Origin of the sequence: Sulfurihydrogenibium subterraneum DSM 15120 (assembly GCF_000619805.1) — a bacterium.
GTDB lineage: Bacteria > Aquificota > Aquificia > Aquificales > Hydrogenothermaceae > Sulfurihydrogenibium > Sulfurihydrogenibium subterraneum.
In genome coordinates this window covers 72752-84119 of the sequence record NZ_JHUV01000012.1, presented here as the reverse complement: position 1 = coordinate 84119, position 11368 = coordinate 72752, and the positions used below count along the sequence as shown (strand labels likewise).

The 11368-nt window shown below is 31.5% G+C and carries 14 protein-coding genes; 7 read left to right on the top strand and 7 right to left on the bottom strand.

Translation table 11 applies throughout. The annotated features are described in order from the left end of the window. Positions 1 to 46: 46 nt before the first annotated feature. A complete protein-coding gene (locus Q385_RS0107230) occupies positions 47 to 571 on the bottom strand; it encodes a LabA-like NYN domain-containing protein (RefSeq protein WP_028951023.1) in 525 nt (174 codons plus the stop codon). A gap of 56 nt (positions 572 to 627) precedes the next feature. On the opposite strand from Q385_RS0107230, the gene hemA reads away from it, so the two are divergent. The 7 genes from hemA to Q385_RS0107195 are packed head-to-tail and all read left to right on the top strand — an operon-like array spanning position 628 to position 6481. Next, positions 628 to 1935 carry a glutamyl-tRNA reductase gene (hemA, locus tag Q385_RS0107225; RefSeq protein ID WP_028951022.1) on the top strand — a complete coding sequence of 436 codons (1308 nt, stop codon included), beginning with the start codon at positions 628 to 630 and terminating at the stop codon, positions 1933 to 1935. Then, positions 1919 to 2449 carry an LPS export ABC transporter periplasmic protein LptC gene (lptC, locus tag Q385_RS0107220; protein WP_028951021.1) on the top strand — a complete coding sequence of 177 codons (531 nt, stop codon included), beginning with the start codon at positions 1919 to 1921 and terminating at the stop codon, positions 2447 to 2449. Before hemA ends, lptC begins: the two co-directional genes overlap by 17 nt. Continuing rightward, positions 2442 to 2906: a lipopolysaccharide transport periplasmic protein LptA gene (lptA, locus tag Q385_RS0107215; protein ID WP_028951020.1), complete on the top strand. Its 465-nt coding sequence runs from the start codon at positions 2442 to 2444 to the stop codon at positions 2904 to 2906. The genes lptC and lptA overlap by 8 nt, the downstream gene beginning before the upstream one ends. Continuing rightward, positions 2903 to 3823: an ExeA family protein gene (locus Q385_RS0107210; RefSeq protein ID WP_028951019.1), complete on the top strand. Its 921-nt coding sequence runs from the start codon at positions 2903 to 2905 to the stop codon at positions 3821 to 3823. Before lptA ends, Q385_RS0107210 begins: the two co-directional genes overlap by 4 nt. Position 3824: 1 nt before the next feature. Next, entirely contained in the window at positions 3825 to 5120 is a 1296-nt protein-coding gene (aroA, locus tag Q385_RS0107205; protein ID WP_028951018.1) for a 3-phosphoshikimate 1-carboxyvinyltransferase, read from the top strand. Positions 5121 to 5130: 10 nt separating this feature from the next. Beyond that, a complete protein-coding gene (gene mqnE / locus Q385_RS0107200) occupies positions 5131 to 6249 on the top strand; it encodes an aminofutalosine synthase MqnE (RefSeq protein WP_028951017.1) in 1119 nt (372 codons plus the stop codon). Further along, entirely contained in the window at positions 6242 to 6481 is a 240-nt protein-coding gene (locus Q385_RS0107195; protein WP_028951016.1) for a hypothetical protein, read from the top strand. Before mqnE ends, Q385_RS0107195 begins: the two co-directional genes overlap by 8 nt. Here the strand turns inward: Q385_RS0107195 and Q385_RS0107190 are convergent. The 6 genes from Q385_RS0107190 to Q385_RS0107165 all read right to left on the bottom strand — a co-directional run bounded on the left by Q385_RS0107190 (position 6473) and on the right by Q385_RS0107165 (position 11359). Continuing rightward, the gene (locus Q385_RS0107190; protein WP_028951015.1) at positions 6473 to 7390 is read right to left on the bottom strand and encodes a cation diffusion facilitator family transporter; all 918 of its coding nucleotides are present in this window, start codon (positions 7388 to 7390) and stop codon (positions 6473 to 6475) included. The two genes, Q385_RS0107195 and Q385_RS0107190, sit on opposite strands and share 9 nt — an antisense overlap. A gap of 2 nt (positions 7391 to 7392) precedes the next feature. Next, positions 7393 to 8067 (bottom strand): ComF family protein, encoded by a 675-nt coding sequence (locus tag Q385_RS0107185; RefSeq protein ID WP_281169362.1) that lies wholly within the window; start codon positions 8065 to 8067, stop codon positions 7393 to 7395. A 39-nt stretch (positions 8068 to 8106) separates the two neighbouring features. After that, positions 8107 to 9192 (bottom strand): glycosyltransferase family 4 protein, encoded by a 1086-nt coding sequence (locus Q385_RS0107180; RefSeq protein WP_245596374.1) that lies wholly within the window; start codon positions 9190 to 9192, stop codon positions 8107 to 8109. Then, positions 9189 to 9860: a polysaccharide deacetylase family protein gene (locus tag Q385_RS0107175; protein WP_028951012.1), complete on the bottom strand. Its 672-nt coding sequence runs from the start codon at positions 9858 to 9860 to the stop codon at positions 9189 to 9191. The genes Q385_RS0107180 and Q385_RS0107175 overlap by 4 nt, the downstream gene beginning before the upstream one ends. Further along, positions 9861 to 10709: a sigma-70 family RNA polymerase sigma factor gene (locus Q385_RS0107170; RefSeq protein WP_028951011.1), complete on the bottom strand. Its 849-nt coding sequence runs from the start codon at positions 10707 to 10709 to the stop codon at positions 9861 to 9863. It lies immediately after the preceding gene. A gap of 74 nt (positions 10710 to 10783) precedes the next feature. Continuing rightward, positions 10784 to 11359 carry a hypothetical protein gene (locus tag Q385_RS0107165; protein ID WP_028951010.1) on the bottom strand — a complete coding sequence of 192 codons (576 nt, stop codon included), beginning with the start codon at positions 11357 to 11359 and terminating at the stop codon, positions 10784 to 10786. Between the last annotated feature and the right edge of the window lie 9 nt (positions 11360 to 11368).

Sequence of the window (11368 nt, the reverse complement as noted above, 5' to 3'; positions counted from 1 at the left end):
TTTTAAATATAAGATATATCTTTTAAGGAAGTTATTCAAGAGTAGCTCACAGGAATATGTCTTCACCAAAGACATTTAAATCTATAAATTCGTCTGCAACTTCTATCAGCTCCTTTGCTGTTGTTTGTTTAAACGCTGCTATCTCTACTTTTACACCTTTTGTTTGAAGGTATTTTACAAGGTCTTTAAAATCTCCGTCTCCAGTTGTAAGAATGGCTACATCAATTTTATCCGCCAGTGAGATTGCATCTATAGCAATTCCCATATCCCAGTCTGCTTTAATAGTTGTCCAAAGGTTTCCTTCTTCGTCTAACCTTTTGAATATTTTAGGCTCTTTTTCTCTAACTTGATACCCAATATGTTTTAAAGTGTTTATAAAGCCTTTTTGGTCAACTCCGTGAAGTTTTACGATGTAAGCAAAAGCTCTAACTAATATTCTATCTCCAACTGTTTTTTGAAGAATACTTTCAAAATTTACTTTTCTGTTAAAAGTGTCCCTTGCAGAGTAATAAAGGTTTTGTATGTCCACAAACACAGCAACTCTTTGATTGTTGTAAATCTTTTTATTCATATTGCTCCTATATAGTTTTTATTGAATTATAACACAAATGTGGTAAAATTATCTCTATGGAAATTTTTTCAACTGGGTTTAACTATAAGACAGCTCCTGTAGAGATAAGGGAAAAGTTAGCGATAACAGAGTCTAACTACCAGTCTATCTTAGAAAAGTTAAACTCCCTTAATAACATTTACGAGATATGTGTTATATCCACTTGTAATAGAGTTGAATTCTACGGTGTGTTTGATGGAAGTGAATCTTTAAAGTATGAAATTTTAAAAATACTCTCTCAATTTTCTTCTATGTCTGTAAATATTTTAGAAAAATATGTGTTTTTCTATACAGGTAAAGATGCGATAAGACACATTTTTAGAGTTTCATCAAGTTTAGACTCAATGGTTATTGGAGAGCCCCAGATAGTCTGTCAGTTTAAAGAATCATTCTCCCTTGCTAAAGAGTATAAAACAGTAAGACACATACTTACAAGACTTTTTGATAAAGCTTTAAACGTATCTAAAAAAATCAGAACTTCTACAGGAATATCAAGAAAAGCTGTATCTATCAGCTATGCAGCTGCTTTACTTGCAAAGAAAATATTTGGAGATTTAAAAGATAAATCTGTACTGGTGATAGGTGCAGGAGAGATGGCAGAGCTTGCTGCAAAGCATCTGTCATCACTGGGAGTAAAACATATTTTCGTATCAAACAGAACATTTGAAAGATCTGTAGAACTTGCAGAAAAGTTTAATGGAAGTGCTATAAGATTTGACAAAATACTTGAATTTCTACCAGAGGTTGACATCGTAATAGTCTCAACAGGTGCAACTCAACCAATACTAAAGAAAGAAGACATTAAAAAAGCGATAAAAAATAAAAGAGAGCCTTTATTTATAATAGATATATCAGTTCCAAGAAACGTAGAGGATGATGTTAACGAAATTGAAGGAGTTTACCTGTACAACATAGATGACTTAAAATCTATCGTAAACTCAAATCTTGAAGAAAGAAAAATAGAAGCCCAAAGAGCGGAGCTTATAATAGAAGATGAAGTAGAAAAATTTGTAAAATGGCTAAATACCCAAAAAGTAAATCCGTTAATCACTCAAATAAGAGATTACGCGGACCAGCTGAGAGAAAAGCAGTTAGAAAAGCTTTTTAAACAGATGCCATATCTTACAGAAAAAGAAAAAGAAAACATAGACCTTGCTTTTAAGTCTCTAATAAATAAACTACTACACAGACCTACTATTTATATAAAGGACAGGGCATCTAAAGAAGGAAACGACCTGTATATAAAAATCATAGAAGAAATGTTTAGCTCAAAATGGGATTTAAGAAACAAAAAACAAGAGAAGGACAGTGTTAGGGAAGATTAAAAGGTTTTTCTTTATTTTTCTAATAATTCTTTCTGTATCATTTCTTTTTAAAGAAATCTCAGATTACTTAGACAAACAGAAAATATTAGAAAAGATAAAGTACTCAGATAATACTTTAGAAAATTTTTACTTAGTATCAAAAGCAAATCAGACTTACACTTTAATAGGGTCAAAGATGGTGCTTAAAGGAGATGAAATTTTTATAGAAAATCCACAAGGGCATTACGAAGGAGAAAAGGGTAGCTTTGATTTAACATCTAAAGAGAGCGTTTATCATACAAAAGAAAAAGTAGCAAAATTTTATAAAGATGTGATTTTTAATAGTAAAGATATTAACATGAAAACCGAATATATATTTATAGATACACAAAGAAATATAGTTTATAATGATACTGACACATTAATTTACTCAAAAGAAATGACTACAAAAGGAAAGAACCTACTTTTAGATATAGAAAAAGAATTTTTAAAATTAGATAAAGTTTTTAGTGAATACAGAGGTAAAAATGGTTAAAATTTTTGGTATTTTGGTTTTGATTTTTGGGTTTGTTTTCGCTCAAACAGAAAACAAAAAAGAGCCTATTGTAATTAATGCAGATAAGTTAGAATACAACAATAAAGAAAAGTTAGCCGTTTATTCGGGAAATGTGGACGTTAAAAAAGGAAATTTTAACTTAAAGGCAGATATTGTAAAAATATACCTAAATGATAAAGGAGATGTATCAAAAATATATGCTATTGGAAATGTGTACTTCCAACAAGAAAATAAATGGGGAAAATCTAAAGAAGCTGAGTATTACAAAGATAAAAATCTAATAATTCTTAAAATCAATGCAGAAGTCCATCAAGATAAAAATGTTGTTGAAGGTGATGAGATTCAGTATTATATAGATGAAGAGAAAGCCATTGCACTATCAAAAAGTAATAGAGTAAGGTCAATATTATTCCCTAAAGAAAAAGAAGAAAAATGAATTATTTACAGTTTTTTGGATTAAAGGAAGACCCTTTTAAGATAAACCCAGACCCTGATTATTTTTTTGAGACTCTAACTCACAGAAAAGCTTTAAATATCCTTTGGTACACTTTAGAATCAAATGAAAGCTTTGGCGTTATTATAGGAGAGTCAGGGACAGGAAAAACAACTGTAATAAAAAAGTTTTTAAAAAGTTTACCTGCAAAGTACACAGCTGGGGTAATACTAAACCCTTTTTTATCTCCAGATGAGTTTTTAAAGTCCATTTTAAATGAGTTTAAGATTGAATACGACGAAAAAAGCTCAAAAAATGAGATATTAAAAAAATTATACACTTTTTTAGAAGACCAGTTGTCTAACGGTAAGCGAGTTTTAATAGTTATTGATGAAGCACAACTTATCCCAGAAGAAACCTTAGAAGAGATAAGATTGCTATCAAATTTAGAAACAGATAAAGAGAAGTTAGTTCAGTTCATATTAGTAGGACAGCCAGAGTTTGAAGAAAAACTGTTAAGCCCAAGACTTAGACAGCTCAACAATAGAATATCCAACAAATATTTTTTAGAACCTTTATCAGAAGAAGAAGTAGAAAAGTATTTGTATCATAGATTAAAGGTTGCTAATTTTCAAAAATTAAAGTTTGATAAATCAGCTGTTGAAGAGATACACAAAAAGTCTAAAGGTATTCCAAGATTAATAAATCTAATAGCGTCAAGGTCGTTAATGGTTGCATTTTTACAGAGGAAAACAGTAATAGAAAGAGAAGACGTTTTAAAGAGTTTGACAGCTTTAAATCAGGATGTTTTTGAAGATGAAGACAAAATCAGTAATATAAAGGTTTTTATATTAATTTTTTTAATTTTGACCGCTATTTTTATGGTACTATGGTATATATTTAAAAATATAGAGGTTTAACATGGAAAAGACTGTAAAACCTGTAAAAAGAATAGAAGGGTCTTTAAGAGTTCCATCTGACAAATCTATATCTCATAGAGCTATTATACTGCCTTCTTTAGCAGAGGGAGAGTCTATTGTTAAAAACTTTTTAAAAGCAGGAGATACTCTTACCACTTTAAATGTATATAGAAAGTTAGGAGTAGAGATAGAAGAAAAGGATAACGTTATATATGTAAAAGGAAAAGGGTTAGAAGGATTAAAAGAGCCTGATGATGTTTTAGATATGGGGAACTCTGGAACGACTACAAGACTTACACTTGGAGTTTTGGCAGGGCAAAACTTTTTTGCAGCTCTAACAGGAGATGACAGCTTAAGAAAAAGACCTATGAAAAGGGTTGTTGAACCTTTATCCCAAATGGGTGCGAAAATAGACGGTAGAAAAGATGCAAACAACCTTCCTATATCTATAAGAGGAGGAAAGTTAAAAGGAATATCTTATTTCAACAGTAAAATGTCCGCTCAAGTAAAGTCTGCAATACTACTTGCTGGTTTGTATGCTAAGACACCTACAGAGGTAATAGAGCCTATCGTCTCAAGAGACCATACAGAAAAGATGTTAAACTGGATGGGAGCAAACATTGAGATTGATTTTATAACCGAAGGTTATAAAGTAAAGATATCTCAAACAGATAGACTAAAACCAATCCATATAAACGTCCCAGCAGACCCATCTTCCGCCGCGTTTTTTGCCGCAGCTGCTGCAATAGTGCCAAAATCAGAGATTATTCTTAAAGACGTAATGGTTAATCCTACAAGAGATGGCTTTTTTAGGAAGTTGAAAGAGATGGGAGCTGACATAGAATATAAAAACAAAAGAGACGAAGCAGGAGAAATTGTGGCTGACGTTGTAGTAAAGTACAACGATTTAAAAGGTGTTAAGGTTGTGAAAGAAGAAGTTCCATCTATGATAGATGAGCTACCTTTACTTGCCATAGTCTCAACACAAGCAGAAGGAGAGACCATTATAACAGGAGCTGACGAGCTTAGAGTTAAAGAGAGTGATAGAATAAAAGCCATCGTAGAAAACTTTAAAAGATTAAACTTAGAGATAGAAGAGTTAGAAGATGGAATGATTATAAAAGGAAAACAGAAAGTAAAAGGTGGAGTGGTTGATTCTTACAAAGACCACAGAATAGCAATGGGTTTTGCGATTTTAGGTTTAATATCGGAAGATGGTATCACTATAAAAGATGCTGACTGTGTATATATATCATATCCAGAGTTTTTTAAACACTTAGAAAAAGTTTCCAAATAGGAGAAAAAGTATGTTAGATATAGACAGAGTTTTATCTTTAGCAACAGATAAACAGATTTTCCCAATTATAGACAAAGTGCTTCAAGGAGAGAGGCTTACCTTTGAAGATGGAGTCAAATTATTTAAAACTAACGATATTCTTACACTTGGTTATCTTGCTAACTACATTACAGAAAAGAAAAACGGAAAGTACGCCTACTTTGTTATAAACAGACAGATAAACCCTACTAACGTGTGTGTTTTAGACTGTAAATTCTGTGCTTTTGCCCAAATGGATAAAAATGACCCAAAAGCCTACGAAATGAGTTATGACCAGATATTAGAAAAAGCAAAATACGCAGTAGAAAACGGTGCAACGGAAGTCCACATAGTTGGCGGACTTCATCCTGATTGGGATTTTCAAACGTATTTAAACATTGTGTCTATAATAAAGAAAAACTTTCCAAACCTACACATCAAAGCTTTTACAGCTGTTGAGATAGACTACTTCTCTCAAATCTCAGGACTTTCTTACGAAGAAGTGTTAATAAAGTTAAAAGAAGCAGGACTTGGAAGTCTTCCAGGTGGAGGAGCTGAAATCTTTTCTCCAAATGTTAGAAGAATAATAGCTCCTAAAAAGATAGGTTATAAAAAATACTTAGAGATACACAAAACAGCCCATAAATTAGGACTCCATTCTACCACTACTATGTTATACGGACATGTAGAGACCTATGAAGACAGAGTAGACCATATGTTAAAAATAAGAGAAGCTCAAGATGAGACAGGCGGATTTACCTGTTTTATACCTCTTGCCTACCAACCTGAAAACAACGATTTACCTGTATATGACTTTACAACTGGTATAGATGACTTAAAGACTATTGCAGTATCAAGACTTATGTTAGATAATATAGACCATATAAAGGCATACTGGGTTATGATAGGAGAAAAAACAGCTCAGGTAACTTTAAACTTTGGAGCTGACGATATGGATGGAACTGTAATGGAAGAAAAGATTGCCCACTTTGCAGGTGCAAAATCTCCAACCCAGCAACAAAAGGAAAAACTTATAAGGCTTATAAAAGAAGCAGGAAAAATTCCAGTAGAGAGAGATACATTATATAATCCAATAAAAATCTATGAATAAAACAGATTTTGAAATAAAAGAGTTAACGTTAAAAAACTATATTTTAGCTCTTATTGTTTTTATACTGTTTGCCATAGCTGTATTAGTTATACTAATAGCTCTTCCTTATCTTTTCTTTTTGTTATTAAAGATATTATTTTTAGGTATAGAGTTTACCATTTTGTTTGTAGTTGTTTTCTGGATTGTTATCGTTATACTTTTATGGATTTTAAAGCTAACTAACTTAATGTAAAACTTCACATTTTTTGCTTGGTGTTTCTGGTTGGACTGTAATGTGATTTATTCCTTTATTTTTTAAAAAAACTTCTAAGTCTTCTAACAATTTTTCAAAAGAGTTTAAGTCATCTAAAACTATGTGAGCTGTAAAATATACATCAGAGGAGCTTAACCTCCACACATGAATATCGTGAATCTCTAATATGTGAGGAAATTTTTTTTCTATATCCTGAATAAGAGACTCTAAATCAATACTTTTTGGCACAGCTTCCATAAGGATAAAGTAGCTCTCTTTTAAACTTTTAAAAACTTCTTTTAAGATGTACACTACAAATATTAGCGATAATAATGGGTCTATCCAGTACACTGAAAATAGGTATATAAACACTCCGCCTACAACTACAGCTAAAGATAGTAAAGCATCACTTAAAAGGTGTAAGTAAGCTGCCTTTATGTTTATATCTTCGTGGTGGTAGTCATGGTCATGGTGATGGTGAGTTTTTAATATTATCGCTGAAAAAAGGTTGATAACAAAAGCTAAAAATCCAAATACAATAACATAAAGACCTTTTACTTCTTCTGGATTTAAAAGCCTAACAACTGCTTCATAAGATATAAAAATTAATGTAAATAAAAGAACTAAGTTGTTGACAAAGCCTGCCATTGCCTCAGCTTTTAAGAATCCGTAAGTCATTTCAAATGAAGGTTTTTTTGAAATTGCATACACGGCAAGCAGCGCAACTATTAAACTTAAAACATCTTGAAAGTTATGAACTGCGTCGGTTATTAAAGAAACAGAATTAGAATAAAGTCCAAATACTATCTGTAGAACTACAATTAAAAGGTTTAATAGTATTGCAATAATAATTTTAGACTTTTTCTCTTTACTCTCCCTTTCTTTTAAAAGGTTTTCTTTGTATATCATCTTTAACCTTTTGCTATCACGTAAGCGTAGATTTTTCCATCTGTTTTGTCTTTTATTGTGTTGTAAATCTCCAATAGTGTTGCACCTGTAGTTAAAACATCGTCAAAAACCAATGTATTACCTTTTATCTTGTCTATTGTTAGGGAAAAAGCGTTTTTTAGATTTTTAAATCTGTCTTCTTTATTCAGCTGCATTTGAAAAGCTGTCTCTCTATGTTTTATAAGATAATCTTTCACTAAAAAAGATGGAACTGCATATTTTAATATCTCTTTTAAGTGGTTAAATCCTCTTTCTTTTTGAACGTTTTTAGATATAGGTACGTAAATGACATTTTGAATTTTATTTTTTCTTATGTAGTCTTGTATGTCTTCTTTTATAAGAATGCCTAACTCTTTTGCTAAAGTTTTGATTTTAGAAAGTTTTAACTGTTTTACAGTTTCTTGGATATGGTAGTAGTAAGTAAATACTTGTATATCTTCATACTTTCTCTCCACTTTACAGCTTTCACAGATAGGATACTCATCAGATTTTCCACAGCTCCTACAGTAGTATAATACTTCATTTTTTGATTGATTTATGCAATCCTTACAGATAATATTTTGATTTTCAAATGTAAAAGGCTGATTACAAACCAAACACTCTCTTGGAAATAAAGCATTTAAAACTGCGTTAAAAATCGTTTTAATAGCTTTCCACTCCTTAAAGGTTTTATTCTATTATAACAAAGCTTTTAGTTTGTTTAAAAAATCCTGTAATACTCTCTTTTTTGTATACTTTTGTAAAAACTCTTGGTATGCATTTTCTGTGATAGTGTTATAAAGGTCTTGGTTAGTCAGGACTTGTTTTAGGTTGTTTACAACTTTATTTATGTTGTCTTTTTCTACAACTAACCCCGTTTTATAATTTTCTACGAGATATTTAAGATTTTCTACGTCATAAACAACCACTAAACTCTTTACCGCAAAACCTTCTATAACAGTCCTTCCAAAACTCTCCTCTCCTTTTGATAAAACCATTACCACGTCAGATGCCTTTAAGTACCAGTTAGGATTTATCACATTTCCTGTAGTTATAACTCTGTTTTCTAATCCGTAGCTTTTAAATATCTCTAAAGTTGGCTTTAAATCTCTCCCATCTCCTATAATTAAGAATTTTAGATTTTTAAAAGTTTTGTTGAGCTCTTTACAAACTTCTACATAGTCATATATTCCCTTTCCTCTATCAACTTTACCGATAAACGTTATTACAGTTTCATCAGGATTGATGTTTAACTGTTTTCTAACTAACTGTTTTTCTTCTTGGTCATAATAAAATTTTTCTTCATCTATAAAGTTTGGAAGTATGTCTATTTTTTCTTCTGGAATACCATCTTTTAATAGCCTGTTTTTACTTGCTTGACTTACTGCAAAAATTTTGTCAACTTTAGGAAGGATAAACTTTCTGTTAAAAAATGGTTGATAGTTTAGCATGTGGCGAAAAAGTATTATTTTTGAGCCTGACAGTTTTCCTGCTAAAAAGGTGTTTATGTACTCATTTCCGTTGTTTCCTATTACAAAATCTGGTTTTAATTTTCTGGCAAGATTTATCAGCTTTATAGTATTTACAGGTGAAAATTCTGACTTTAAAGATATGTAAAATTTATTTTTATCGGTTGTATTTTTGTCTACGAAGCTTCCTTTTGCTACCGCTTTGTATAGAGTAATTTCTGGATTTTTTTCAAGACTGTTTATAAAGTCTATAGAGTGTGCCTCAGTCCCTCCAGGATTTGGGTTTGGGTTTGCGTTAATCCACAGAATTTTCATACTAAAACTTTCCATAAAAACTGTGGTAAAAGGTAGTGTCCAAAGACTGTTTTTCTTTTTATCTGAAAGATGTCTTTACTTTCTTCGTATGAGCCTTCTTGAGTTGTGAAAGCCATTTTGTATCCTGCTTCTGCTACTAAATCTCTTATCCTCTTGTTGTAGTCTCCGTAAGGATAACAAAAAGTTTTTACTTCAATACCTAACCTGTCTTCCAGCATTTTTTTAGAGTCTTCTACTTCTGCTTTTGCAGTTTTTTCTGGAATCTTTGTCAAGTATGGGTGGGTCATGGTGTGAGAGCCTATCTCAAAACCTTCACTTACTAAAAATTTTATCTCTTCCCAGTCCATAAGTGGTTTTTTAACGTTAAGTTTTTCCCAGTCCCAGATGTTATACTTACCTACTAATCCTGCTACTACAAAGATTATTCCTTTTGCGTTGTATTTTTTTAAAATTGGATATGCATTTTTTACAAAATCTTCATAAGCATCGTCAAAAGTTAAAACTACACTTTTTTTATTTTTACCAATCTCATCGGATAAAACAGTTTGAAAGCCTAACTTTTTTAAAAGTTTTATCTGGCTTTCAAACTTATCAGGATTTACGTAAAGACTTTTTAATTTAGCGTTTTCTGGTAGATAGTCTATGTTATGATAGGTTAAAACCTTCATCTAAGATAAAAAGTCTTGTAGATGTTTTTTCAATGCTGCCGCTTTTAGTTTTTTCAATGCTCTTTGTTCAAGTTGTCTTACTCTTTCTCTTGAAATACCAAGCATCTCTCCAACTTCTTCCAGAGTTTTTGGATCTTGACCTTCAAGTCCATACCTTAATTTTATTATTTCTCTTTCTCTTTCATCTATTACATTAAGAAGTTTTTCAAACTCTTGTTTTAAAGTGTTTTCTACTAAATCTTTTTCTACGTCTTCAGTGCCTTTCTTTGATAAAATATCAAGTAGAGTAAAGTCTTCTTCTCCTCCTTCTCCTAAAGGCATATCCAAAGAGACTGGCTGTCTTACTATTGCTAAAGCATTTTTTACCTTTTTAACAGAAGTTTTAAGCTCTTTTGCTATCTCTTCTTCCGTTGGTTCTCTACCTAAACTTTCTTTTAGCTTTTCGTAGGCATTTTTTACCTTAGATATAAATAAAGACTCTTTTATCGGTATTCTTACAGCTCCTGTTTGCTGGAATATAGTCTGCATTATTGCCTGACGAATCCACCAAACAGCGTAAGATATAAATTTTACATTTTTATCTGGGTCAAAACGCTTTGCAGCTTCTATTAAGCCTAAGTTTCCTGCTGCTATAAGGTCTGTTAAAGGTACACCCCACCCCATAAAGTTTTTAGCGATATTTACAACAAACCTTAAGTTCCCTTCTACTAATTTTTTAAGGGCTTCTTTATCTCCCTTTTTCGCTCTAATGGCAAGTTCCCGCTCCTCTTCTGGAGTGAGCATAGGATACTTGCCCATCTGTTGCATGTAAAGTTGCAAGGTCGTGAGTTCTTGGTCTTGATTTGCCATATTAGACACCTTTAAAAGTTAAAATACTATTATTAAATTATTTAATAAAGTTTACCATAAATCTATGAGATATCTCAATTCAAAAATTCTACACTTCCGTCAGAAAATTCAACCTTGTTAAACTCAAGATCTACTTTTAAGTCTGATAATGGAGCATCTTTTATATACCTTAGGTTAGGTTTTTCAGGTTCGTATATCACTTCTAATGTCCTTCTAAATGTTTCTCCTGGTCTAATTTTATTTGTTCTTATTATGTCAAGTGGTTTGTATATTTTTACGGGCTGAGTTAGAAGCTCATTTCCAGATTTGTCGTATATTTTTAAATTACCGTATATAACGTCAACATCTTTTTTAAAGTTTGAAGTAAAATTGAAGACGAAAAGTATTTTATCATCTCTGTCGTAGAGTTTATTTTCTCCTTTATGGAATTTTTTCTCTAAAAGTGTGTACTCAACAGGCTTGAGATTTTCTTTTAGTAAGATAGACTCTTTTTCTTTTCGTTGTATTAAAGGTTTTCCTTCAAGTTGAAGTATTCTTTCTTCAAGCTGTTTTACTTTCTTTTCAAGCTGGTCAACTCTCTCTTCTAACGATTGAGAAAATGAAAAAGTAAATACTGATAAAACTGCTACAGTAGATAAGACTTTTTTCATATGAATCCT